This window comes from Pseudomonas sp. RHF3.3-3 (genome assembly GCF_048069595.1).
Classification (GTDB): Bacteria; Pseudomonadota; Gammaproteobacteria; order Pseudomonadales; family Pseudomonadaceae; genus Aquipseudomonas; species Aquipseudomonas fuscovaginae_B.
Window position 1 is genome coordinate 1,200,623 of sequence record NZ_CP182250.1, and the last position, 24,537, is coordinate 1,225,159.

26 protein-coding genes and 1 tRNA gene are annotated in these 24,537 nt (G+C 59.5%); 25 read left to right on the top strand and 2 right to left on the bottom strand.

Annotated features, from left to right (window positions below; translation table 11 throughout):
- Positions 1 to 62 precede the first annotated feature (62 nt).
- The 21 genes from ACMGT0_RS05440 to ACMGT0_RS05540 all read left to right on the top strand — a co-directional run bounded on the left by ACMGT0_RS05440 (position 63) and on the right by ACMGT0_RS05540 (position 16,827).
- A complete protein-coding gene (locus tag ACMGT0_RS05440; protein ID WP_416771759.1) occupies positions 63 to 1,706 on the top strand; it encodes a hypothetical protein in 1,644 nt (547 codons plus the stop codon).
- 95 nt (positions 1,707 to 1,801) lie between these two features.
- On the top strand, positions 1,802 to 3,169 hold the full coding sequence (locus ACMGT0_RS05445) for an O-antigen ligase family protein (protein WP_416773419.1): 1,368 nt from the start codon (positions 1,802 to 1,804) through the stop codon (positions 3,167 to 3,169).
- Between the two features lie 39 nt (positions 3,170 to 3,208).
- A tRNA-Thr gene (locus tag ACMGT0_RS05450) sits at positions 3,209 to 3,284 on the top strand.
- A gap of 161 nt (positions 3,285 to 3,445) precedes the next feature.
- Complete coding sequence (locus tag ACMGT0_RS05455) at positions 3,446 to 4,759, top strand: tyrosine-type recombinase/integrase (protein ID WP_404691491.1); 1,314 nt, start codon at positions 3,446 to 3,448, stop codon at positions 4,757 to 4,759.
- Positions 4,760 to 4,929: 170 nt separating this feature from the next.
- Positions 4,930 to 5,937: a hypothetical protein gene (locus tag ACMGT0_RS05460; RefSeq protein WP_416771762.1), complete on the top strand. Its 1,008-nt coding sequence runs from the start codon at positions 4,930 to 4,932 to the stop codon at positions 5,935 to 5,937.
- A gap of 92 nt (positions 5,938 to 6,029) precedes the next feature.
- Positions 6,030 to 6,290, top strand: a complete 261-nt coding sequence (locus ACMGT0_RS05465) for a helix-turn-helix transcriptional regulator (protein ID WP_058603148.1) — start codon at positions 6,030 to 6,032, stop codon at positions 6,288 to 6,290.
- Positions 6,290 to 6,592: a helix-turn-helix domain-containing protein gene (locus ACMGT0_RS05470; protein ID WP_058603147.1), complete on the top strand. Its 303-nt coding sequence runs from the start codon at positions 6,290 to 6,292 to the stop codon at positions 6,590 to 6,592. The genes ACMGT0_RS05465 and ACMGT0_RS05470 overlap by 1 nt, the downstream gene beginning before the upstream one ends.
- A gap of 317 nt (positions 6,593 to 6,909) precedes the next feature.
- Positions 6,910 to 7,137, top strand: coding sequence for a hypothetical protein (locus ACMGT0_RS05475; RefSeq protein WP_416771764.1), 228 nt, complete (start codon positions 6,910 to 6,912; stop codon positions 7,135 to 7,137).
- 145 nt (positions 7,138 to 7,282) lie between these two features.
- A complete protein-coding gene (locus ACMGT0_RS05480) occupies positions 7,283 to 7,576 on the top strand; it encodes a hypothetical protein (protein ID WP_416771766.1) in 294 nt (97 codons plus the stop codon).
- On the top strand, positions 7,573 to 7,788 hold the full coding sequence (locus ACMGT0_RS05485) for a hypothetical protein (protein ID WP_097156194.1): 216 nt from the start codon (positions 7,573 to 7,575) through the stop codon (positions 7,786 to 7,788). Before ACMGT0_RS05480 ends, ACMGT0_RS05485 begins: the two co-directional genes overlap by 4 nt.
- Positions 7,785 to 8,129 carry a hypothetical protein gene (locus ACMGT0_RS05490; protein ID WP_416771768.1) on the top strand — a complete coding sequence of 115 codons (345 nt, stop codon included), beginning with the start codon at positions 7,785 to 7,787 and terminating at the stop codon, positions 8,127 to 8,129. The genes ACMGT0_RS05485 and ACMGT0_RS05490 overlap by 4 nt, the downstream gene beginning before the upstream one ends.
- A gap of 3 nt (positions 8,130 to 8,132) precedes the next feature.
- Positions 8,133 to 8,420 carry a hypothetical protein gene (locus ACMGT0_RS05495; protein WP_416771769.1) on the top strand — a complete coding sequence of 96 codons (288 nt, stop codon included), beginning with the start codon at positions 8,133 to 8,135 and terminating at the stop codon, positions 8,418 to 8,420.
- Positions 8,413 to 8,640 (top strand): hypothetical protein, encoded by a 228-nt coding sequence (locus ACMGT0_RS05500; protein ID WP_416771771.1) that lies wholly within the window; start codon positions 8,413 to 8,415, stop codon positions 8,638 to 8,640. The genes ACMGT0_RS05495 and ACMGT0_RS05500 overlap by 8 nt, the downstream gene beginning before the upstream one ends.
- Complete coding sequence (locus ACMGT0_RS05505) at positions 8,637 to 9,527, top strand: toprim domain-containing protein (RefSeq protein WP_416771773.1); 891 nt, start codon at positions 8,637 to 8,639, stop codon at positions 9,525 to 9,527. Before ACMGT0_RS05500 ends, ACMGT0_RS05505 begins: the two co-directional genes overlap by 4 nt.
- Entirely contained in the window at positions 9,514 to 11,313 is a 1,800-nt protein-coding gene (locus ACMGT0_RS05510; protein ID WP_416771775.1) for a DUF927 domain-containing protein, read from the top strand. The genes ACMGT0_RS05505 and ACMGT0_RS05510 overlap by 14 nt, the downstream gene beginning before the upstream one ends.
- A gap of 336 nt (positions 11,314 to 11,649) precedes the next feature.
- The gene (locus ACMGT0_RS05515; protein ID WP_416771777.1) at positions 11,650 to 11,952 is read left to right on the top strand and encodes a hypothetical protein; all 303 of its coding nucleotides are present in this window, start codon (positions 11,650 to 11,652) and stop codon (positions 11,950 to 11,952) included.
- Positions 11,949 to 12,548 (top strand): hypothetical protein, encoded by a 600-nt coding sequence (locus tag ACMGT0_RS05520; protein WP_416771778.1) that lies wholly within the window; start codon positions 11,949 to 11,951, stop codon positions 12,546 to 12,548. The genes ACMGT0_RS05515 and ACMGT0_RS05520 overlap by 4 nt, the downstream gene beginning before the upstream one ends.
- Before the next feature lie 3 nt (positions 12,549 to 12,551).
- Positions 12,552 to 13,496: a hypothetical protein gene (locus ACMGT0_RS05525; RefSeq protein WP_416771780.1), complete on the top strand. Its 945-nt coding sequence runs from the start codon at positions 12,552 to 12,554 to the stop codon at positions 13,494 to 13,496.
- A 71-nt stretch (positions 13,497 to 13,567) separates the two neighbouring features.
- Positions 13,568 to 14,170 (top strand): tail assembly protein, encoded by a 603-nt coding sequence (locus ACMGT0_RS05530; RefSeq protein ID WP_416771782.1) that lies wholly within the window; start codon positions 13,568 to 13,570, stop codon positions 14,168 to 14,170.
- Positions 14,171 to 14,688: 518 nt separating this feature from the next.
- On the top strand, positions 14,689 to 15,042 hold the full coding sequence (locus ACMGT0_RS05535) for a hypothetical protein (RefSeq protein WP_416771784.1): 354 nt from the start codon (positions 14,689 to 14,691) through the stop codon (positions 15,040 to 15,042).
- 903 nt (positions 15,043 to 15,945) lie between these two features.
- Positions 15,946 to 16,827, top strand: a complete 882-nt coding sequence (locus ACMGT0_RS05540; protein WP_416771786.1) for a hypothetical protein — start codon at positions 15,946 to 15,948, stop codon at positions 16,825 to 16,827.
- 1,020 nt (positions 16,828 to 17,847) lie between these two features.
- On the opposite strand, the gene ACMGT0_RS05545 is transcribed toward ACMGT0_RS05540, so the two are convergent.
- On the bottom strand, positions 17,848 to 18,993 hold the full coding sequence (locus ACMGT0_RS05545) for a PIN domain-containing protein (RefSeq protein ID WP_416771788.1): 1,146 nt from the start codon (positions 18,991 to 18,993) through the stop codon (positions 17,848 to 17,850).
- 715 nt (positions 18,994 to 19,708) lie between these two features.
- Between ACMGT0_RS05545 and ACMGT0_RS05550 the strand changes: the two genes are divergently transcribed.
- The 4 genes from ACMGT0_RS05550 (at position 19,709) to ACMGT0_RS05565 (ending at position 23,518) form a co-directional block, all read left to right on the top strand.
- Positions 19,709 to 20,992, top strand: a complete 1,284-nt coding sequence (locus ACMGT0_RS05550; protein ID WP_416771789.1) for a hypothetical protein — start codon at positions 19,709 to 19,711, stop codon at positions 20,990 to 20,992.
- 12 nt (positions 20,993 to 21,004) lie between these two features.
- Positions 21,005 to 21,196 (top strand): hypothetical protein, encoded by a 192-nt coding sequence (locus tag ACMGT0_RS05555; protein ID WP_416771791.1) that lies wholly within the window; start codon positions 21,005 to 21,007, stop codon positions 21,194 to 21,196.
- Between the two features lie 331 nt (positions 21,197 to 21,527).
- Positions 21,528 to 23,024 carry an AlkA N-terminal domain-containing protein gene (locus ACMGT0_RS05560; RefSeq protein WP_416771793.1) on the top strand — a complete coding sequence of 499 codons (1,497 nt, stop codon included), beginning with the start codon at positions 21,528 to 21,530 and terminating at the stop codon, positions 23,022 to 23,024.
- A complete protein-coding gene (locus tag ACMGT0_RS05565; RefSeq protein ID WP_416771794.1) occupies positions 23,021 to 23,518 on the top strand; it encodes a methylated-DNA--[protein]-cysteine S-methyltransferase in 498 nt (165 codons plus the stop codon). The genes ACMGT0_RS05560 and ACMGT0_RS05565 overlap by 4 nt, the downstream gene beginning before the upstream one ends.
- A gap of 104 nt (positions 23,519 to 23,622) precedes the next feature.
- Here the strand turns inward: ACMGT0_RS05565 and nadC are convergent, their stop codons facing one another.
- Positions 23,623 to 24,471: a carboxylating nicotinate-nucleotide diphosphorylase gene (gene nadC / locus ACMGT0_RS05570; protein WP_054058027.1), complete on the bottom strand. Its 849-nt coding sequence runs from the start codon at positions 24,469 to 24,471 to the stop codon at positions 23,623 to 23,625.
- Positions 24,472 to 24,537: the final 66 nt, after the last annotated feature.

Consider the following 24,537-nt stretch of genomic DNA (forward strand, 5'->3'; position numbering starts at 1 on the left):
TAAAGAGTACCAGTTTCATGAGCGCTAAGCGTTTGAACAGCTAAATAATTAGGAACGCTATGGTGTCGCGTCGATTGTTTTTTCTGCTGCTTGTCGTTTTTTCTGCTGGCCTGTTGCTGATACTTTGCTTTCCCTTCTTGAATAATCCCTTGGTTTTTGATGATGAGGCCTTTTTCGGGGAAGGTACTCCTCGTTCCATGCTATCCATGGGCTTTAGCCTTGCTCCACGGTTATGGGTGTACCATTCCATGGCCGCCAGCTTCGTCTATCTCAGTGACAGGATCATCTGGTTGCGAGTGGAGAATCTGATTCTTCATGGCTGCACGGCCTTAGTGGTTTTCGGATTTATTCGTCAGCTTCTCAACAGCCTGGAGAGACGAGCCTCTTTTTTTCTGAGTACAGATACCGCGGCCTTTATTGTCGCTTTTCTATTCGCCGTACATCCGTTGGCCATTCAGACTCAGGGTTACTTGGTCCAGCGCACTATAGTATGTGCCACTCTTTTTGGCCTGCTGGGACTATGGGCGTTCTGGCAGGGGCTGTGTGGAAAGCGCTGGGCGCTTTGGGTGTCCTGCCTGTGCATTTTGCTTTCGCTGTATGCCAAGGAGCATGCCGTGATGTTGCCGGCATTGTGTTTCCTGTTATGGATATTGCACCGCCGTAGCCGACTCTCCGTTTCGTTCGGTACCAAGGAAATTTTTGCAGTGCTGGCGGTACAGGGCATTTTTGCCCTATCAGTTGTATTTTGGGCCAAGGGGTTGATCGGTAATACCTATGAGCTCAAGAGTGGGGAGGTGCTCAGTGATGAAGCATTCCAGCCGAATGGTTCGCTGTATGTGTTGAGCGTGCTGAACCAGACGGGCCTGTTCTTCAAATACCTCTCGGTCCTGATCTTGCCCCAAGGCAAAACGATGGGGCTTGATCTTCGTGTGCCCTTTCCTCTGGGTTACGGTGTCTGGTGGGCCTGGGCCGGTCTCGTGGCCTTTGTTGCCTATGGTCTGGCAGCCTTCACATTGCTGTTGCGTGGGGCTCGTAACGGTCTCCTGGGTTTTGCGTTGCTGTTCCCGTGGGTGATGTTCGCGACGGAACTGGCAGCAGTCCGTTTGCAGGAACCTTTCGTGCTGTATCGCAGTTATCTGTGGATGCCGGGATTGTTCATTGCCCTGGCATTGGCGCTGCTGCGGCTCAAGAGAATTTATCTGGTTACCCTGGTTCCCGTTTTTGCACTTTACCTGCTTGGGCTTTCCTATGATCGGCTGATGACCCTGTCTACCCCTGTGCTCGTGTGGGATGAAGCCGTTCAATATTATGAGGCGCAGGACGACAAACAAGGTCTTTTTGGTGGCTATCGGGTTTATTACAATCTTGGGGTGACATACCTGGATGCTGGCTTTGTTGATTTGGCGTTGAAAAATATCGACAAGGCGATAACACTTAAACCCAAGTATGAGTATGCCTATTATCAGCGCGGCAAAATTTATCTAATGCGTGGAGAGGCAGAAGCGGCCAAGTTGGAGTTTGAACACGCTATAAGCCTCAGCCCTGACTATGCAAGGCCTTATGTCGGCATGGCTGATGCCCTGAAGAGCTTGGGGCAGTTGGACGAGTCGCAGCGTTACCTTGAATTGGGATGCGACAAAGGCAGCCCATTGGCCTGCTCCCGAGCTTATCCCAAGGCCCCGTTGATGCTGGCTCCAAAAGCCTGAGCCTATTGCTGGTTGCCTGAAACAGATATTTCGAGGACGTGATGGACAGTGCCTGGAGTGGGCGGGCAAAGGCCTGGTTGCTATTCACGCTGCTTATGGCGGCCGTTATGGTTCTGGGGCATGGTCTGGGGGGGCATATCGTTCAGCGTCTCGGACAGGTTGTCATTGCCAGTACCGCGCTTGTTTTCCTTCTGTGTTGTCGTAAATCATCGGCACCACCCAGTCTGGTTGATCAGCCTGCGGTTCTGACCTGTGGGTTGATCTTGCTGGCGGGTATAGTCTCTTCCCTAGGCGCACGTCAGCCGGCATGGGCCCTTACGGAAGTTGCACTGATTACGGCATGCTGTCTTTGCGCCACAGTCTTTGCCCACGCACGACGTTCAAACGGGTTGTCTCTTGACCGAGTGTTGATCCTGTTTATCGTTTGGATCTGTGCGTTCAAGAGCTTCGATTTTCTGGCAGTGATGTTTCGCTCGTTCTCCGGCGGCATGGCTTTGCTGGACACAGACGTATTTCTGAGTGGTTTTTCCAACAAGCGCTTCTACGGTCAATTCCAGACATTCACCTTGCCGCTGTTAACCCTCCCGTTGCTATGGGTTACGAGCAAACGGTCCAGCCAAATCTGCACGTTCTCCCTCTTGAGCCTCTGGTGGCTTATCGCGATAACCGGGGGTACACGTGGCACCTGGCTTGGAATGGGGGTAGCCGCCGGCGTGTTGTTTGTCATCGGCCACTCCGGCAAGCGCTGGATTACCTGGCAGCTCTCTGCGGCCGCAGTTGGTATAACGCTTTACTGGCTTCTGTTCAGCGTTCTCACCAGTTATCTCGGTATAGGCGTCAGTAACTTCGCCGGCGACCGTCTGACCACCTCGCTCTCGGCCCGTGACGTGATCTGGCAACAAGCCTGGGACATGATCCGCGAACGCCCCTGGCTCGGCTTCGGCCCCATGCACTTCGCCGATATCCACAACCCCATCGCCGCGCACCCGCACCAGGCCATCCTGCAATGGGCCTGTGAGTGGGGCATCCCCTCCACCCTGCTGGTGATGTGGCTGGTCGGCCGCGGACTCTGGGCCACCTTCCGCCTGGTCCGCGAACGCGCCGATTCCAACGACCCGGTCGACCTGCTGCGTGTCTGCCTGTTCGCCAGTCTTATCGGTGCCCTGACCCAATCGATGGTCGATGGCGTGATCGTCATGCCGTACTCCCAGTTGTGGCTGTCCCTGGTGGTCGGCTGGCTGATGGGCATTCACGTCTGGAAAGGTGAGCCTGCCAAACCGAACGCCTTCATTCATTGGTCATGGATGGGCATCAGCACGGCCGCCGTGCTGTTCCTGGTCTTCGTCGTGATCCGCGACCTGCCGCATCAGGACGCGCGCAACGAGCTCTATCAACAGCAATACGGCGGGCACTTCCAGCCGCGCTTCTGGGTCCAGGGCGTGATCGCGATCAAGCCCGATTAGCTTGCTCCGTTCGTCGCCCGATGCTAGCGTTAGCGCCACGCCGGTGTAGCTCAGTCGGTAGAGCAGCGCACTCGTAACGCGAAGGTCGCAGGTTCGATTCCTGTCTCCGGCACCATCCAGCTGTTCCGATACGTCTCTCCTTGTACACGGAACCCCCTGAAAAGCCCGCCAAGTGCGGGCTTTCTTGTTTCTAGCTGTCTCGCTCTGTCTCTAGGTATATACCGATTTTAGGTATACGCTAGGGTATACGCCGGTTCGACGAGAAAACGTATACCTATGGCACGCACCGTTACGCCCCTGTCAGACCCCAAATGCGAGGCCGCCAAGCCGCGGGACAAGGACTACACCCTGTTCGACGGCCAGGGCCTGTTCCTCCTGGTCAAGAAGAACGGCAGCAAGATCTGGCGCATGAAGTTCAAGCGGCCGGATGGCAGGGAGGGGCTGGCCACCTTCGGCAACTACCCCGCGTTGTCTCTGAAGGCTGCCCGAGAGAGGCGGGCCGAAGCGCTGGAGCTGTTGGCGCACGGCAAAGACCCGATTGAGAACGCCAGGCAGGAGAAGGTCGAGGCAGCGAATGCCAGGGCCAACACCTTCGCCGTGCTGGCCAAGGACTGGCATGACGCTTGCTCTAAGAAGTGGTCTACAGGTCATGCCGCGACGGTGTGGCGGCGAATCGAAACTTACCTGCTCCCGGCCCTGGGCCAGCGCCCGGTGGCCGGCCTCAAGACCCGCGACCTGCTGGCGCCGCTCAAGGCTGTGGAGAAGCGCGAAGTTCTGGACACTGCCGGCCGGCTACGTCAGTACATGACTGGGATCATGCGCATGGCTGTCCAGCACGGGCACATCGACACGAACCCTGCAGTCGACCTTCAGGGCGCAACTGCAACACGCAAGACCGTCCACCGACCTGCGCTGGCGCTGGATCGGTTGCCCGAGCTGCTGCAAAGAATCGACAGCGACACTGGCCGGCCGCTGACCCGGCTGGCCACCCAGCTCACCCTGCTGGTCTTCATCCGGTCCAGTGAGTTGCGGTTTGCTCGCTGGCCAGAGATCGACACTGGCCGCTCCATGTGGGAAATCCCCGGAGAGCGCCAGCAGATCGAAGGCGTGAAGAACTCGCACCGCGGCTCCAAGATGAGCACGCCTCACTTGGTGCCGCTGAGTCGTCAAGCCCTGGCCACGCTCGAGCAGGTGCGCCAACTCACCGGACGCTTCGACCTGGTGTTCGCCGGCGACAGCAACCACTGGAAGCCGATGAGCGAGAACACGGTGAACAAGGCGCTTCGGCGCATGGGCTACGACACCAAAACCGAGGTGTGTGGGCACGGGTTCAGGGCCATGGCCTGTTCCGCCCTGGTCGAGTCGGGGCTGTGGAGCAAGGACGCGGTAGAGCGGCAGATGAGCCACCAGGAGCGCAACAGCGTGCGAGCGGCCTACATCCACAAGGCCGAGTACATCGAGGAGCGCCGGCTGATGGTTCAGTGGTGGGCGGACTACCTTGATGCTAACCGCGAGAAGCACGTCACCCCATACGACTATGCGCATCGTGCTGAGCAGAATGCCAATGTGGTGCCTATCAAGAGGGCCTGAAGCGGGCCTTCCATTGGGCGTGGAGACAGATATAGACTGAATGCTATTACTGTTCGGATAGCCAGTGTCCAGCAAGCGGCCTCTCTATCTAACGGGGCAGAGCGAACAGCGGACCGCACCTGCTTGGCTGGCCTGCCTATCTAGAATTGGAGAGCCTGGGAGGGCGAAGCGTGAGCAAAATTCTGAAGCTCAGAGAGTGGCTGACCGTCGAGGAGGCGGCAAGACGCTTGTCGATCAGCTGCCGTGAGGACGTGTCGGAAGCGGATTTGCTGAGACTTGCCCTGGATGGTCATCTGACGTTATCAGTTCATTTTGTGAACCACGCGAGAGGTCGACCCGTAAAAATCGAACCTCTCAACAGCGAGGCAAGCAGCTCCCAAATCAACGAACACTTGCAGGACTTCCTCAGTGAGAATCCGCAATTCAAGAGTTCGGAAGAAGAGCTGGCTGATTTCCAGAATTTTGTCAGGCTGTACCGCGGTGATCTGCTGCCTGACGGCGAGAGGGTGCTGATATACGAGGGTGATGGGCAGCGTCCGGTTACATTGGAAGGTGTTTGGGATCTGTTAATGCTTGGAGCCGAAGCACTGGATGTTGAGCACGCTTATCAGCATTTGACTGGCGGCGTCCCAGTTGAATTGGTTTGCTTGGGTGGCCCACTGGTGGCAAGTCCAGACAAGAGTCATTGCTTTCAGCTTCTGGACAGCTACAAACGCGATGTGCGCCCTAGCAAAAATGCAGGCACGGGTAGGCCCGCTCTATCGAAGGAGGGCAGGGAAGCGATCAACCGAATGAATCAGATCCTCGGTCCCTCATCCGGTGAGGCCAGCCCAGAGCGCGAGTTCGATTGGGACTATGAGACGGTATGGTATCCAGCCGCGGGGTTACCGAAGGGGCATGCACTTGTAGTGCGAAGCGCTGCTTTAAGGGAGCTCGAGCGTAAGCTTCTTGAACCCGATGCTGAACCAGAAAAGCCAATGCACCCAACAGAGCGGAGAAGCGTGTCGCAGATCATCGCGGCTCTTGCCGCAGCATCAGGCCTCGACTTGTCGGCGCCATACGCCGCTGACGAAACACTTAGAGCGCTGGCCGCCACACACGGCATTGAATTACCGGGTAGCCCGGAAACTGTTGTGAAGTACCTCAAGCTGGCTGCTCCCCACCTGTCTAAGCGCTAACCCCATTGGGGTTTTGCTCGACCCCATTAGGGCACAAGACATGGTGCAATAAGCATCCTGTATCCCGTCGTCATCAACAACGGGATACAGACATGAGCAAGATCAGCCACATTCCAAGAGCTACCACTCCTCAGTTCGACCCTGCCAACACCATCATCCGCTTCCCCGAGGTCGAGGCCATCACCGGTCTGGCCCGCGCCACTGTCTACAAGCGCCTCAAGGATGATCCTACTTTCCCCAAGCCCGTATCGCTGAGCAACAGCAAGTCGCGGGGCTCGCCCGTGGGGTTCGTTCTGGCTGAGATTCAGGCGTGGGTGCGCCAGCGCATCGCATTGCGCGAGGTGGCTGCCTAATGAGCAAAAGAAAGGCCGACCAACAGGCCAGCCCCAAAGATATGCACGTCAATGATACCAGCGGCAGCGCGCAGCGCACCCGCCTTCTTGCGTATCTGCGCCAGCACGGTTCGATCAATACCTTCCAGGCCATCACGCTGCTGAACATACTACGCCCTGGTGCGCGCATCTCTGAACTGCGGGGGCTGGGCCATAACATCGCCACTCACCTGGGCACGTTGAAGGATGACCAAGGCCGCGAGCACCCGAAGGTAGCTACCTACTATTTGAGCACCGGCCCGGCGCAGAAGGTGGCCGCATGACGCCGGCGCTAAAGAACCGCGATGAACGGTCGATATTTCTGGTTGCAGGCAATCGTGATGCTCGGTATGGTTCGCCGGTCGCTGCAAATTCAGCGGCCGGGTTTGGCGACCCGACTAAATCAAGGCGCATAAGCGCCCCTATCACGATTGCTGGCGCTTTTTTTGTGCCCGCAGTCCCGTGTTATGGCGGCTGTGCGCGGGAGACCTTCGGGTCTGCCGGGTTCCTTGATTCCCGGTTCGCCAACCTGCGTACAGCTGCCACCCTAAATCGTTTGGCGACGATCAGTGGCAGCTCCTCAAATCAAGGAGCTCGACCCATGCACGCCCTCAATCCGTCCGAAATTTCCCGCGAGCATCAGCGTGCCTACTGCTCAAAGTTGCTGAAAACGCTTACGCGCTACTCCACCCCATCTGAGCTTTCCCGCATCACCGCCACCCTGGAAGGGGAGGTCGCGAAGACCTTGGCGACTCGCTTCGTTCCTGGTCTCAATGATGCGAGCTACGAGGTATTCCGCAGCTTCTGGCTGAAGGGTGGTGCCCAGTGATGAGGAACTTAAGCCTTCGCGCATACGCCCACCGCCGCCTGGCCCTGGCCGCACTTCGCGCCGATTCCAGCCTTGCCACGCGCCTCAAACGCTACAACGCTGCCATGGCGAAAGCCCGCGCTCTGGAAGCGCAAGGCGGTGACCAATGAACCACTTGCCAAGCGTTGCGACCTTTGAAGGCGAGGTGCTATCAGAAGCGGTGCTCGACGCACGCGCCATGTGCTCGATGAACTTTGCCAGGGATGAATTCAACAAGCTTTACGAGCTGCTCTACCCCATGTGTTCGAGCCACACGGAAGGGCCGATGTGCGACATTGCACGGCACCTGGAGCAGGTCCGAATTTTCAGCCGTAATTTCTGCTGGGCTCATCGCCACCTGGGAGCCTCGTATGGCGTTGTAGGCGAGCGTGCCGGAATGGATGATGAGGTGATCGTATGACCTCCATCATCCACATGCCTGACGACACCCAAGACGATCTGCGCGACGTACAAAGCGTGCTGGTGCTTCTGAGCATGGCCCTGGCGGTGATTGCCGCACCGACCACGCCAGTCATCGTCGCCCGTGTCACCGCCGTGATGGCGCAGCACACCGCCATGGCCTGGGCTGAAATGCTGGACGGCGTGATTGCTGAGCAAGGGGGTGAGCTATGAGTGCCGTAAACAAAGCGCCCATTACTTGCCGGGACGATCTCACTTTCACTAGCCGCGACTATTGTGGGCGGATGGTCAACTGGCCACGCAATAACCCTGGCGTGGCGGCTGACTGGGGAAAGGGCATCGCCTTTTTCGATAGTGAGATTGCCGAACTGTCGGCCAATGATGAAACCGCGGCGTATGAGGCCATCAGGTTCGCCATCACCGACATGGGCGGTCGTACCACCAATCTAGAGCTGGGCTTTGCAGACGCCGTGGCCAAGGCCGCCACCCTGGGCCTGCGAGCAATGCGCAACGGCGCCGAGCGCTTCGCGCCTATCGACTTCGACGGGGATTAACCCATGCAAAATCAAAACAGTGCGCAAGCGCTGACGGGATCGGCTTGCCCGAAGAAAGCTATCGAGCTGTTTTACGTCAGCCGTCCGAAGGCCGAGCGGGCGTTGCTGGGGCCGTTCTTGAGCCAGGCCGACGCCGAGTGCGGGCGCGTAGTTTTGCGTAGTGCTGAGGCCGTAGTGACGGCCTGCCTCGTCGACTCGCTGGACGAGCTGACCTACTGGCACGCGGTGAACAACGGACAGGTCTGCCGGTCCTTTGCTGGCGCTGATCGCCAAGGGTGTGGCCATGAGTAAGGTCACGCCGATTCGCCGCAAGGGTACCGGTGGCCCGCCGACTGCTGGCGCCTACATCGACAGCGCCAGCTACACGCTGCTGGTGGAAACCCTGGTGGGCTTCCTGGAACTGCGCATTGCCGAGGGTTACGCGGGCCGCCACTGCCCCGAGCTGGAGCGTCTGACCGATCAACTGGAACGGCTGGCCAAGCGCTTCACGCCACCGCAGGGGGCCGCATGACTGATCCTGTGATCTTGTTCCGTGACGCGCTCCAGTCGGCCTATGGGCCGCTCGACTGGCTGCCGATGGACGATGGCGACATTCACCGCTTCCACGTCCCCGGCGACAAGCCCGGCACGCTCAATGGCTGGTACTGCCTGTTTGCTGATGGCATTGCCTCGGGCGCGTTCGGGAGCTGGAAGACGGGCGGCACCAACACCTGGTGTAGCCGTGAACCGGTGGACGCCCGCGAAGCTGAGCAGGTGCGCCAGCGCATTGAGCAAGCCCGGCGCCAGCGGGAGGCCGAACGGCAGCGGCGCCAGCTCAGAGCGGCCGGCCTGGCTCAGCGCTGGTGGCGTGACGCTCGCCGTGCTGACCCGGCCCACCCCTACCTGGTCGCCAAGGGCCTTCGTGCCCACGGCTTGCGCCAGCGTGGTGAAGACCTGCTGATCCCACTGTATGCCGGTGCTGTGCTGGTGAACCTGCAACGGATCGCCCCGGACGGCGCCAAGCGCTTTCTGTATGGCGGCCGGATCAAAGGCGCCTATTCGCCACTGGGGCGCATTACGCCGGGCAGGCCGCTGTGCATCTGCGAAGGCTGGGCGACGGGCGCAACGCTTCACGAAAGCGGCTACACGGTCGCCTGCGCGATGAATGCCGGGAACCTGAAACCGGTGGCGCTGGCGCTACGGGTCGACCACCCCGGCACCGAAATCATCATCGCCGGCGACGACGACCGCGAAACCGAGGCCGAAGGCAAGGGCAACCCGGGGCGCACAGCTGCTCATGACGCCGCAGCCGCATGTGGCGGCCTGGTGACCTTCCCCGAGTGGCCAGCCGACTCACCGCTGACCCTTTCCGACTTCAACGACCTCGCCGCCTGGAGGTGCCGCCATGCGCCCGCCTGATACCAACGTCATCAACCTGCGCCCCGAAGCGCCCAAGGTCGAGCCTGATCGCCCGTGCTGGGGCGTGTACGAGCACTGGGTGACCAATGAGAAAGGTCGCAGGCTCAAGCCCGGCGTGTACTGGCATGGCTTCAAGCGCAGCGCAGGTGACGATGACGGAGACGACGACAAGGCCGACCGCCCCATCACTGACGAGTGGATCGCCACGCCCGTGACCGTCGCCGCTCGCACCACCAACAGCGACGACGGCAGCGAAGGCCGATATCTGCGGCTGCTCACCGATAGCGGCCCCAAGGACTGGATCATTCCCATGGAGGTGTTCGGCGGGAGTGGCGAAGACGCCAGGCGGACGCTGTTCGGCATGGGCGTCATCATCGCCCTGAAGAAGCGCGGCCAGTTCATGGAGTATCTGCTGGAGCAGCGGCCTGCTGAGGTGTTCGCCACCACCTGCCGCCCCGGCTGGCATGAGTCAGGCGCCTTTGTGCTGCCTGGGCGCACCATCGGCAGCGACAAGGTGCGCTATCAGGCCAGCGGCAAAGGGCAGAACCTGTTCAGCGTGCGGGGCAGTCTGGAGGGCTGGAAGGCCGAGGTGGCGGCCAAATGCGAGGGCAACCCGGTTCTGACTCTGGCGATCAGCTGCGCCCTCGCCGGCCCGCTGCTGAGCCTGGTGGGTGTGCTGGGTGGTGGTGTTCATCTGGTGGGCGACAGCTCCAGCGGCAAGTCGCTGGCGCAGTTGATCGGCTCGTCTGTGTGGGGCGACCCGGGCATCTTCGCCGCATCGTGGGACATGACCAAGGGCGGCTTGGAGATCGAGGCGTCCAGCCGTAACGACACCATGCTGCCCCTAGACGAGATCAAGCGGGCCGACCCCAAGCGCGTACAGGAGATGGCCTACTCGCTCGCCAACGGCCAGGGCAAGGGCACCATGACCCGTGACCGGGAGGCACGCGGCAAACTGAGCTGGCGCCTGCTGGCACTTTCCAGCGGCGAGCGCTCCCTGTCCGAGCACGCGGCCATCAGTGGGAATGCCGCCCACGCTGGCGCTGAGCTGCGCATGGTCGACGTGAACGCCGGTACCCGCACGCACCGCGCCTTCGATGAATTGCACGGCCTGGAAGGCGCCGACTTCCACCGCCAGCTCACGGTGGCCGTAGGAGCGAACCATGGACACATCGGGCCGGCATTCGTGGAGAAGCTGCTGGCCAGCGATGACCGTCCCGGGCTGCTTGAGGACTTCGCCGGTATCCGCGCCCAGTTCGTCGAGGACAACGCCCAGGCCGGGCGGGTGGCCGATCGCTTCGCGGTGATCGCGCTGGCGGGCGAAATGGCCATTGCCTACGGCCTGCTGCCCTGGACGCCGGGCACCGCGCTGGCCGACTGCCAGTTGCTGTACGGCGAGTGGTTGAGCCGGGTGGGCGGTGGCAACGCCGAGGACCGCCAGATCTTGGCCGGCATTCTCGACTTCATCGACAAGCACGGCAGCAGCCGGTTTTCGGACGTAGAAGACCAGACGTCGGACACCAAGGTGTTCAACCGCGCCGGGTACTGGGAGGTGGTTGGCACCAAGCGACTGTATCTGTTCAACAAGTCCGCGCTGACCGAGGCCGCCCATGGGCACGGGCTGGCGCGTGTCGTGAAGGCGCTGGAAGGCGCTGGTGCTCTCGCCAAGCACGATACCGACCGGGACAGCCGCAGGACCAAGAAGTACCGCCTACCTGCTGGTGGGTCTGCCCGCCTGTATGTGATTGATCCCGACGCCATGGATAGCGAAGGCGGTGGCCTATGACCGTCATCACCATCCAACGCCAATGCCCGAATCCACAGGAACCTAAAAACGTGGGGAACAGGGGGAACGGGGGAACAGCCAGCAAATACGCGGCCTGTAGCCGTTCCCCCTTATTGAAGTGTTGGGGAACAGGGGGAACACAACCATGTTTTTGAATATAAGCGCCTGTGCCTTTCCAGATGTTTGGTTATCACTGTTCCCCCGTTTTTCGGGTGGGGAACACGTACCCCCGCTGGAGGCCGCGGAAACACTGGGTGTTCCCCGCGTTCCCCCGTTCCCCCGATTTTTTTTCACAGACACATTTGGGCGTTATGGGAATCCGGGCGAGGTGACGCCATGAGCCTCCTTGCCGACCTGCTCAATCACATGCCGCCGAACGTTGCTGGCGCTGGCAAACCGCCCATAGCGAAACGCGCCCCGGATCGTCCGCGCCTGGTGCTGGTCGGGCCTGCGCCATTGCCGTCCAGCCCCTACGCCAACGCCGCCAACGCCACGCCTGAATGGCGCCACGCCCGCGACCAGTACATCAGCCACGTCATGACCTGCCGGGGTTGCTATGCGCCTGGTGGTCGCCACTGCCTGGTCGGCGCCGAGTTGCGCACCGCCTACGACACCACGCCCATGGAGGCGCACCCATGATGCCCACACCGACCATGCGCTTGTGCGATATCGCCTTGAAGCCAGGGATCAGCGCCAGTACGCAGCTCATCACCACCCGGCGCATCTGCCGCAACATCAGTCGCAACCTCGATGCGATCGAGGCCGAGCGACGTGCCATGCGCCGTCAGGCGGGCAAGCTGAAAGCGTTTCTGCCGTTCACCCGACAGGCCATTGCCGATCTGGAAGAGCAGGCGCAGACGCACCGATCGGTTGAGCGCGCCAAGGCGCTGGTGGCGCTGGCTGGGTTCGGCCAATCGCTGCTGTTCGACCATGACGGGCTGGCCCAGGCCCTGGGGTTCGAGCGCCTGTGCGACCTCCTGAGCGTGAACATGGTGGAGCGCGAACAGGCCAGGCGGGAGGGCGTCACCAGTCTGGAAGGCCTGGTGTTCACTCATGCGCTGGAGGACAGCGCAGAGCGCCGAGGGCAAGACTGGAATGACGCGCCGCTGTTCAACGCCTGCCACGCGGCCATGGCGGACTTCATCAGGGATTGTCCGGATGGCGTATTGCCTGACCCGTTCGCACCTGGGGCGGTATTCGGGCCGAAGCTGCCGCCCAAGCTGAGCGTGGTGTAAGCCATGACCGCGCAAGCAATGAAACAGGCAGATTCAACTGCCAAGACGAAACAGCGGGTTTCAAACGATCAGCGCCAGCAGGTGCTGGAGCTACGGCGCCGCCACTCACTACGAGAGGTGGCCGAGATCACCGGCTTGCCGCTGGGGACTGTGAAGACCCTGGTTTCACGCTCCGGGGCGTTCCGCGACAACGAGCGGCACCGCGCCATGTTCACCCTGCCGCCAATCAGCGCCAGCACCGAGACGCTGCCGAGTGTGCCCGAGCTGCCGCCGCAGGAGGTGGTGACCGGGGATAAGGAGGTGGATGCGGTGCTCTGGCTGCGCTCGATCATCAGCACCGGGCAGAGCGCCCTGATTGAACGGGCCATGGAGGCCGCCAAGAAGATCAGGACGCCGCTCGATGCGCTGGAGAAGCGGTACCGGGATTACCTGGTGGCCACAAACCCTGGCCACCCATTCGCCGCCATGTCGTCGTTCGGCTTCGCTGACCTGGATGCGCTGGCCACGCGGGCCATCGAGCAGCACCGGCTACGTCTGGAAGGCGCCGCTCGCTTTGGTGATGCCCTGCTGGCCGACACCGAGGCGGAATCGTTCTGTATCGCAGCGCTGAGCGGGCTGGAGGCTTCCGGCCATCTCGGTGACTTCGACAAGGGCCAGGTGGCCGCCCGGTTCAACGCCCAGCCTGAGCTGCTGCCCCACACCCTCACCGACTGCCTGTACGAGCTGGGGTACTGGGACCAGCTCTACCGGCTGCGCCACGCCGTAGACCGGGACGCCAGCGACGGGCCACCGGAGGCGACAGCGCGGGACTGGTTCGTGTTCGGCCTGCTGGCGCACATCAGGCCCCGCGACAAGCCCGAGGCGCTGGCGGTGTTCCGCTACCTGGTCGCCAGCCAGCGCGACGACATGGCGGAGTCAGAGGCAATTCTTGGCAACCTGATCGGGTGACCGGCCCGATCAATCACACCACCGGGCTTAGCCCATTTACAGGCGCCAGCGGCGCATCAAGGAGTTTACTCATGGCAGCTACAGCAGCTCACTACACCCCTCGGACGAAAGTGCGCCTACTCGGCTTCCTTCGGAAGAAATACTTCAAAACACAGAGTTTTCTGCTGGATCGAGGCGACACGAAGGAGGCCGTGAAAGCGATCGACGTGAATTATCCAGGCTTCGCCAAAGACGTGGCCGAGGCGGAAAGCCGAGGACTACGGTTCGCGATTTTCAAGAACGGCAAAAACATCGGACAGGACGAACTAGACCTGGGCGGTGCTCGGGAGCTGTGGTTCGTACCCGTGATCCATGGCAGCAAACGGGCAGGTCTTCTACAGACAGTGATAGGTGTAGCGTTGATTGTCGTGGCTTCGTTTATGACCGCAGGGGCTGCCGCAACGGCAGTCATGGGGGCCGGTATTGCAAATACCGCTGGAGGCGTAATCCAGATGCTTAGCCCGCAGGCTGGTGGCCTTTCTCAGAGCGGCGCACCAGAGAACCTTCCTAGTTATGCGTTCGGCGGCGCTAAGAATACTGTGGCGAGTGGCAACCCCGTACCGATCTGCATCGGCGAGCGCCGGTGGGGCGGAGCGATCATTTCGGCCTCGATTGTGGCGGAGGACAAGGTATGAACGTGCGTGAAAGGATCGGTCTCACGATCAAGGCTATCGCTCACAAAGATTACGCCCAGGTCCGTCAGTTGATAGACAGCTGCCCCACTGAGCATGTGGAAGTCGCAAGCCTGGAGTTTCTCAATACGACGAGAATGCTGTGTCGTGTAGCCCAGCTGTTCGAGTGCGACATGCGCGGGTTAGCGCTGAACTTAGCCAGTACAGATACACGGGGTAGCGCTGGGGGGGATCACCGATTGCCTCGACCAGATCGCCGCAGCACATCAGGCCTTCACCGAGTTTTGCAATGATTTCAGTGTGTGCGTTGATGACCTGCTTGGAACAGTTGGCGGCCATCATCCTGCTGTGGCGTATATGATCGGCATATCTCCAGAACCACAGGCGGATTTGGTGGGGCACTGGCGGCAAGCGTTCGCTGTTGCTGCAAGTGGGGAGGTGCTGGGCGAGAAGCATCACTGATTGGGCTTTGCTCAAGCGCATGGTAGGTTCCAGTTTTCTTCGTAATGGATGACTGTCCCATGCGCTTTAGCAGCCTCGCTGTAATCGCAGCCGTTACCCTTTCGATTGCCGGGTGTTATTCGCCCGGCGAACTGATCCAGATGGGCCCCACCTATGCTGCTCAGACCCACAAATCTCCTAAGCAATATGCCTTGTGTGTTTTCCCTCAATGGCAGGAATCAAGGCCGGATGCGACCTTGAGCGAGACTGAAAATGGCTACAGGTTGCTGAGCGGAAACGACATGAACACCAATGAAATTCTGCAGGTCAGCAAAACAGCCGACGGGAGCGATGTGAAGTTCTACCAGCGCTCATATCTCGACTTTGGGGCAGGGAAGGCGACGGCGCTGGAGTCGACAAAGAACTGCCTGTGACTGTTGCCGCGCCACGAAATGTGACCTCACGAAATCGTGGCGCGAAACAGGCCAAAACGTCTCAGTCGGACCATATCGTCTGTCTCGTTGAGCTCACCATACGTAGTGGTCACCAACGGTGGTAACCGCTCTTGGTAACCAATCTTGCCGTGGTGCCCGATACTCCTAGTGCCAGCCTGAAACCATAACATTTGATAACACGCTGGAGGGCCGGCCAGCCCCGGCCAGGCACTAGCATTTGCTAACAGGGCAGGCGCCTGGAGGGCGGTGCTGGGCCGTTCCGATGTCAACATTTGTCAACGTCTAGCCGGGCCGCTGGCGCGGAACAGATCGCCCGGTATCCAGGCTGGTATCCACGGAATGGGCAGTTCTAGCAGGCAGTACTGGGCCTACTACGCGCAGCGCTTCACGCACGATCGTCACGCAGTCGGAGTGCGTGATTCGGCCAAGATACGCAGCCAGGTCCGCGCTGCTGGTACGCACTCTGGCGCTGGTGCTGGACCAGTTCGCACCGGTGGTTCGCACTATAGGTTCGCAACCCCTATGCGCGAACCTGGGCTGGCGGCCTGTTGAGAAATGTTGAGGTTGCCGGTCGTTGGTTTCCACTGAGGTTTCCACGGAATTGCAGCGCTTCCACTGGCAACCATGCCTTGGCGCTGATCGCGAACGACCACATGAAAACCACAATGCTCGCCGCCCAGCACCAGCCGATCCGATCTCAGGTTTTCTTAGGTTCCACCGTGTCGGAGCGGCCAGCGTGCGCATCTGGTTCGCACAAATGGTTCGCAACCACCTTAGGGCCAAAGCTGCCTGCTGGTGCCATATTTCGTATTCTCCAGTGCTGTCGCTAAAAATTTGATAGTGGTCTCATCTGCGATAACACGCTGAACCTGGAGAATGTTGATGAAGCTACGAATGGATTTTAAAGCTGACTGGCATGCCATATTGAAAGCTGAAATGGCTAGCTCGTTTGGCATGGATGTGGCTGCCGTTGGGCCTGACGCGCCGGTTCTATTCTTCAACGCAGTTCAACGCCGTGTTGCCCCACGACCGAGGATTGTGTACCTGTCCGACACCTTCAGCTGTCCAGAAAAACTTATGAGAGGCTGGGATAAGCTCAAAAAGAAGTTCGAGGCAGGAGAAGACCTGACGGCCCATCTCAGCAAGCTAGTCGTCAAGACAAGACGCACTGACCAGATGCTCAACGACTGGGGCATTCATCATTTCCATTTAGGGGAAGAAGTGAAGCAAGGTTGGGTTGAGCGCACTGGGGAGTTGCTTTTCGCTAGGGTTACGCAGGACGCGGTTTACGTAGTGGGGCTGTATGAGCATGGAGATTGGGTGGATGACACAATTGTCGAAGCGCTCCACCGCAACTGGCCAGATTCCATTTCACAGTGGAACATGAATGGTACGAAAGGTGATTCCCTTACCCCAGACCAGCGGGGCTCGTTGAGAAAGAAAAATCTCAACGCATTCTTCACCACCCGAGACGGCACGACATATGGACCATTGGGTGGCGGTGTTACCTTTACCGGACAGAACATAATGGCGATTGTCGAAATGGACAAATTCCATGATTTTCTGGAAAGGCTTGAGCTAGCACTTGTCGATATTGCGCAGCTCATTGAGCCCCATCTTAGGCTCAGAGGCTATCAAGGAACTGAGGAGGTTGATGCAACGCTGAAGCTGCCCAAAGGATATTTTGCCGCCTTCTTTCCAGCATATGGCGTGATGGTCAATTTTCACCATCGCGAGGAAGGTGCCGGAGGAGTATCGCCATGAAGGTGGTGTGGTCGGCAATTTGTATCGGCGATAAAGCTTTACCCAGCCTTTACCGAATATGAGACAGGCATGAGACGGAGCTAGCATGGCCTGGGCGCTCGAGGCCAGGTGCCAGGCAGTGACAGTAAAAGCTGGTGGTCGGCTCCGTCTCACATTGCTGGTGCTGCTGGACGCTACTTTGACCACGCTTTGACGGATCAGGGGTAAGGCAGAGCGCGGTGGCGCCGGGTGTTGGGCGTCCGAGGTCTTCCGGTACTGAAGGCCGTCAAAGCAGAGGCCTTGGTCATGTTGAACCCCTGACAGGCCTAAGACGGATTCTAGACAGGCGCTTGACGGATCGGGAGCATCGGGAGGGCCGCAGCCCAAACAGCACGCCGCCTGCGAGTGAAATTAGACCGTCACATCGTCAAGAATCTGCAAGCTCGGATTTTGGACTGCTCTGGACGGATCAGTGCGGTTGTTGCGTGACTGGTCCGGCGCTGCGGCGCGTGAATGCTGAGCTGCCGGTCTGGTGCCGGCAGGCGCTGGCCATACCCTCGTCCAAAGCCATCAGGGAGATGCTAGACCAGCACTAGACCACAATAGACAGATAGCCAGGTCGGCGATCCCTTGAGGCGTCCGCTGGGCCAGGCCTGGGCCTTTGCAGGCGATGCTGGGACGGCCCGCTGCCGTCTAGTGCCGAGGACCAAATTCTTGACAGGCTCTGGACGGATTTGCGCCAGCACCAGCAGGTGGAATGACGTGGGGCGCTGATTTACCTGGGGCGCGGGAGGCTGGTCACCATCGACCGGCGAACCCCCGTCCAGAATGGCCGGAGAGTGGCGAAAATCTTGACAGGCCTTGACGAAATCCTTGACAGACCCCTGACGGATTCAGCCGCTGGCGCTTGAGCAGGATCGGCTGTAAGCCTTGCAGTACAAGGGCTGGCGCTGAATCTCAGCAATTTTGTGCACGGAGGCCGTCAAGAGTTTTTGGGGAGCGTTTGTCAATCAGCAATTCTTCCCCCAAAAATTACCAATCCTAGTCATAGAAGTCCGGCTCGACATCCATTGGATCGCATTCATAGTCTTCTTTCGCTATTTCAATCTCGATGTCCCATTCTTCCGGCTGGGTGTCTTCCTCTACTCCTGAGCAAGTGAAATACACTTGAACTTCGATTAGCTTCTCAGACGGGAAAACATCCGAGCCCAGAGAAACTTCCTCTCGGTCGATAGAATCCCATGCAAAAAATTCAGCATTTATAGACAGGTCTACTGTCGCCGTAATATTTAGCTCGATGACCCAAGTCTTCTTGTCTGGACTGATCGACCAGACTTCCGCCGACTCTATCTCGTAACCTTTAAACTTGGTGTCGTAGACCTCAGCCTCGACTCTGGTGACGGTGTGAGTAACTACGTCTGAAGCATACCATGATGAATTAGCTACGTGATCTGCGAGCGCGTCATATAAGTTATCTCTGAGGGGCGACTCGTCATTCTGAACTGCCTCAATCACCTTGCCCTCGACCGCCTTAGCGTATGCGTCAGTAGCTGCAAAGAGAGCGGCCAGTTCATCAATGGAACGCACACAATACAAGTAGTCAGATGTTTCCGCGAAGCGACTCCACCCTTCATCCCCTGATGCAATCAAGCCCATCGTTTTATTTTTTGATGCAAAATCTTCAAGAATCAATAAGGACGCAGCGTCGGGGAATTCGGACTTCTTGTCTTTACGAGTATCGAATGGTGGTTCAGTATCGAAGTAAAGTTCGAAGATTCTTTGGGCGAGAAGATGTCCCTCTATCGGAAGAATTCCACCTTGGCAAGTGGTGGTGTAATCTTTGATCTGTTGGTAGAAGAAAGCCCATGCACTAGCTCCAGCTTGCAATGCTGCAAAGCTTCTGTTTATGTCGTCCATGGTAATGCCAGCTAGTCGTTTCAATTCACTTGAGGAGCTTTTAAAGCTGTCAATCGCTTTGGTTACCCCTGTCATGCGGTGTGCGACAATTTCTTGTGCGACAACCTCTGACAATTGAAGACTCATAGTGTCCGGAAGCTGTTTCGGTAAGTGTTTCAGCGGTCCGCTTTCGAAATTGTAACCAGCTGATTGGATCAAGTCTGTGTCAAGGGAGAAGAAAGAGACATCACCTTGCCAAAGTTGTGCTGCTGTGGGATTACCTTTAGGCATACAGCTATCCTTGTCTGTTCAGAGCCAGGTGCGCAAGCGCAAAATCTGTGCGCCAAAAAAGGGAATAAGCATGGCGATATGCCACTGGCAACGTCAAGGGGCAGCAAGCCGTTCCCAAGCACTCGGACCAGGCGCTCGATCAGATGACCATGTTCGTCAGCATGGCGCAACGCGATGGAATGGAGCCGCGCAGGATCATCAGGCAGATGGGGCTGTAGATCCCGGAAAACTCTCCGGTATCTGCTTGAGCAAGGGGTTGCTGTCAGGTCGCAACACCCGCCGGCGACCAGCGACGGTCGTTGAATGGTGAAGCGCCAACTCGCCATTGCTGGGTAGTGGTGCCCGGCTATACACCACCCCCTGGCCATCGCTTAAACAATGGCTATACACGCCCCCCGGGCATCGATGAATTTGCTGGTCCAGATCAGCGGCTACGCTATTGATTTTTCGGTCCTTCTTGTTCCTAGAGCGGCATGCGGAATGCGCGATAGGGCCTATCGAGCTGAAATTTTGACCTCTGGAATCAAAGCCCCTAGAAAGCAGCGCAGGGTTGTGATGTTGATGACTTTGTCGATTCGGATGAAGCGATTATTTGCTTCAGAAGCCATACGACTCTCAGATGCAGCTTTGGCAGGGGCGTTGTGGCACGCATCGTGGAGGTTGGCTAAGGTCATATTTCTGATGTGTGATGCAAAATGCCACCAGGAAGGAAGTCATGACTGCCGAAATTGCGATAATGAGCCGCACCGCTGTGGTTTTGGCTGCTGATAGCGCCACCACCGTGACGTCTTGGAAGGATGGGGAGCAGGAACGTCGGTATTTCAAAGGCGCCAACAAGCTATTTGAGTTGAGCAGGGTGGCCCCTGTGGGCCTCATGATCTATGGCTCTGCGGATTTACATGGAGTTCCTTGGGAGCTTCCTATCAAGGCATTTCGTGAGCAATTAGGTCAGGACCAGTACGACAAGCTAGAGACCTACCCTGAGCGTTTCTTTGATTTTGTTGAGCGAGAAGAGAAGCTATTTTCCGATGCGGCACGCGGCTCTGCATTGTTTGATGTCGTCGCGGCCGCGACCTACCGGCTTCAGCTCCGTATTGCCCAACAGGCGGGGGTGGCTACCATTGAGGACCTAGCCGGCAAAAGTGACCAGGAAATCGAAAGTGCCTTGGCGCTGTGCGAAAGCGAGATCGAGGCAATGGAGCTCAATCCTCTGCTGAGAGAAGCAGATATTGCTCATGCTCATGCGACTACGGCGCCGGAACTTGAAGCGATCGCTGCCACATCGTTTTACGTCTTCATGCAGTCCGACACCAGGGCATACCTGATCCCCAGGTTCCTTGAGGTATTGGCCAAGCTTGCGGTGAAAGAGTTCATCATGTACGCCGACAAGACAGGGGTGGTCGTAGCTGGATACGGGAAGGAGGAGTTTTTCCCTGTATTGGAGAGCTATGATTGCTATGGATTCCTAGGTGACAGGTTGATACTGCAGCGCAATGCCCCCAGTGTAATGGATGCTAGCTCTCCAGCCGTGATCCAGCCGTTTGCGACTACGTACATGATCAACACGTTTCGTATGGGTATTTCACCCGACGTCCTCTACACGGTCGACGGGTCGACCTCGTTAGCTTTTGACGAATTGGCAGCTAAGCTCCAGGCTGAGGTAGGGGCGGGGGCGAGCGTGCCTAAAGAGAGGATCAAGGAGATCATTGAGGAGGTGAATGCGGGTCATTCTGACAGATGGCATACGCAGATCCGAAATCAACATATCTTTCCGTTGTCCTCCGTTGTACATTCGCTGCCCCTACCAGAAATGGCGGCGCTGGCCCGGAGCCTTATCGAGCTGGAGTCGCTGAAGGAGCGAGTTACGCGACCTTCAGAATCTGTATCTGGACCTATAGACGTCGCGGTGATCAGTAAGCACGATGGGTTCATTTGGATTGATCGTAAGCACTACTTCCGTCCAGAATTGAATCACCGTTTTTTCACCCGTTCAGAATGATGGAGCGCTGAAATGACCACACCCTTTGCAAGCCTTCAGCTCACTGCCCCGCGTTCATCGGTGCGCGAGGCGTTTAACTCGACCAACCAGCGTGTGCAGCCGGTACGGCCCAACAGCGGGGGAGACGTTTACGAGCAAATGGTCAAGAAACTCAGCGACAAGCCAAGCGTAAGGGAAATCGTCCTTTCGTACTCTCACAGCTGATCGCTTGATTTCTTGGGTAGCCCCCGCTTTTGCGGGGGTTTTGTTTTATAGAAGCGCATTAGCTGCAAACCTCGTATCGGCGTCGGCCTCGGCTGCCCGTAGTAGATTTGTTTTTAGGTATACATATAGGTATACGGTGCCGTGCAACGGAAGGGCAGAACTCCGAATTCATTGGCTTCGACCATCCTGATTCGACTCCTGTCTCCGCACCAGCCTCTCCAAACCGGCCATCAGGCCGGTTTTTTATTGCCCGGCATATTTCGCGACACCTGCGCTCATTGCTGTCCGAAAATGGCGAGTATGCCCCCATGCCCGGTGCTAACCTGCGCCCATGAACAGGACAACCGCTGCGCCATTTCCCACTGCCGATATCTGCGAGAAGGCTCGCCTGAGCCGCGATGCGCGGTTCGACGGGGTGTTTTTCACCGCCGTGCTCAGTACCCGGATCTATTGCCGGCCGGTCTGTCCGGCGCGACCGCCCAAGGTCGAGAACGTGCAGTACTATCCCAGCGCGGCGGCTGCCGAGGCCCTGGGCTTCAGGCCCTGCCTGCGCTGCCGGCCGGAGCTGGCGCCGGGCAACAGCGTCTGGCTGCACGGCGAGCACCGCGTGGCGCGGGCGCTCAAGCTGATCAACGAAGGCTTTCTCGCCGAGCATTCCCTCGACGAACTGGCCGCGCGCCTGGACGTCGGTGGTCGGCAATTGCGTCGGCTGTTCGTCCAGCACCTCGGCGCTTCGCCGATGGCGGTGCATGCGACCCAGCGTCTGCTGTTCGCCAAGCAACTGCTGACCGAAACCGCCCTGCCGATCACCGAGGTGGCGTTGGCTTCGGGCTTCCAGAGTCTGCGTCGATTCAATTCGGCGTTTGCCGAGGCCAACCATGTGGCACCACGGGAGTTGCGACGCAAGCCGCCAGTCGCCGCCGGCAACGCGCTGGTCCTGCGCCTCGGCTATCGGCCGCCGTACGACTTCCAGGCGCTGCTCGCCTTTCTCGCCGGCCGCGCCTTGCCGGGTATCGAGGTGGTCGAGGGCGACCGTTATCGCCGGGTATTCGGCAGCGTTGAATCGCCCAGTTGGTTGCAGGTCAGCCCCTGGGCCGGTGACGCGCATGCCTTGAAGCTGGAGTTGTTCAACGTACCGCCGGCGCAGATGCTGCCGGTGGTGATGCGGATTCGGCGGATGTTCGACCTGGATGCCGACCCGCAGGCGATTGCCGCCACCCTGGGCGCCAGTCCGGTACTGGCGCCGCTGGTCGAGCGTTTCCCCGGGCAACGCCTGCCTGGCGGCTGGGAGGGTTTCGAGGTGTCGGTGCGGGCGGTCCTGGGGCAGCAGGTCAGCGTCGCGGCGGCACGCACGTTGGCCGCGCGCCTGCTGAGCCGTTTTGGCAGCGTCCTTGAAGCACCACCGGCGCCCGGGCTGGACCGGCTGTTCCCGACGCCGGAGCAATTGTTAGACGCCGACCTGGGCGCGATCGGCGTCATTCGCGCCCGTACCGCGACCATCCAGGGCATCGCCCGAGCCCTGCTCGAGGGGCGGGTGGATTTTCGCACCGAGCAGCGCCTGGAGGATTTCGTCAGGCGCTGGGTCGCCTTGCCGGGGATCGGTGAATGGACGGCCCATTACATTGCCATGCGGGTGCTCCACCACCCGGATGCGTTTCCCGCCGCGGACCTGATCCTGCGTCGGGAAGTGGTGACGGACGGCCCGCCGCTGAGTACCCGGGCCCTGGAAGCCCTGGCCGAGGACTGGCGCCCCTGGCGCGCCTATTCGGTCATGTACCTGTGGCGCCAGGCCGTGGAGTCGGAATTGGTACGCAGGAGCCGAAAATGACCACAAGCCGGATCTACTACGACGTGATTGCTTCGCCCATCGGGCCGATGATGCTGGTTGCCGATGACGACGGGTTGCGCGAACTGCGCTTCGAGCTGGACTACCGGCCGCAGACGCCGCTGGAAGGCTGGCTGCATTCGCCGCAGAAGCTGGCGCCGGTACGCCGGCAACTGGATGAGTATTTCGCCGGTGAGCGCCTGGCGTTCGATCTCAAGCTCAACATGCTCGGCACCGAGTTCCAGCGCGAGGTGTGGGACGCGTTGGTGACGATTCCCTACGGTGGCGTCACCAGCTATGGGCAGATCTGCCAGCAGATCAACCGGCCCAGGGCCTCACGGGCGGTGGGCGCGGCCAATGGGCGCAATCCGGTGCCGGTGATCGTGCCCTGTCATCGGGTGATCGGCAGCAACGGTACGCTCACCGGCTTTGGCGGCGGGCTGGCGGCCAAGCAGTGGCTGCTGGAGCATGAGGCACGGCACTTTCAGTTGCATTGAGGGCCGATGGGTTCTGTGCCTGTGGTCCTGAGCGAGGCTTGGGGCCCTATTCGCGGGCAAGCCGCGCTCCTACAGGGATGGGCGGCTCCCAAGGCTGGATCGGCTCAGAGACTCAAGCGCATCGACAGGTCCACCGCCTTCACATCCTTGGTCATCGCGCCGATCGAGATGTAGTCCACGCCGGTCTCGGCGATCGGCCGCAGGGTGCTTTCGTTGATGCCGCCGCTGGCCTCCAGCTTGGCCTTGCCGGCGTTCAGGCGCACGGCCTCGCGCATGTCGTCCAGGCTCAGTTCGTCGAGCATGATGATATCGGCACCGGCCGCCAGGGCTTCCTTCAGTTCGTCCAGGCTCTCCACCTCGACCTCCACCGGCTTGCCCGGAGCGATCTTGTGCGCCGCGCTGATGGCCTGGGCGATGCCACCACAGGCGGCAATGTGGTTTTCCTTGATCAAGAACGCATCGTAGAGGCCGATGCGGTGGTTGTGGCAGCCGCCGCAGGTCACCGCATACTTCTGCGCCAGGCGCAGGCCGGGCAGGGTCTTGCGGGTGTCGAGCAGTTTCACCGACGTGTCGGCCACCAGGTCGGCGTAGTAGCGCGCATGGCTGGCGACGCCCGAGAGCATCTGCAGGAAGTTCAGTGCGCTGCGTTCACCGCTGAGCAGCGAGCGCGCCGGCCCTTCGAGGTGGAACAGTGCCTGGTTCGGCTTGACCCGCTCGCCGTCGCGTACCTGCCAATGCACCGCGACCCGTGGGTCGAGCTGGCGAAACACGGCATCGACCCAGGCGGTTCCGGCGATGGTCGCCTCGTCACGGGTGATGATGGTGGCCTTGGCCAGCCGTTCGGCGGGGATCAGTTGCGCGGTGATGTCGCCGCTGCCGATGTCTTCGAGCAACGCACGGCGCACGTTGGCTTCGATTTCGGCGGTCAGGTCGGCGAGACGTAGATTCGGCATAACGGGCTCCACAAACAAAGTCTCCCGATTATAGGGCCCAGGCGCCGGCCAACCCAAGGCGCGCCC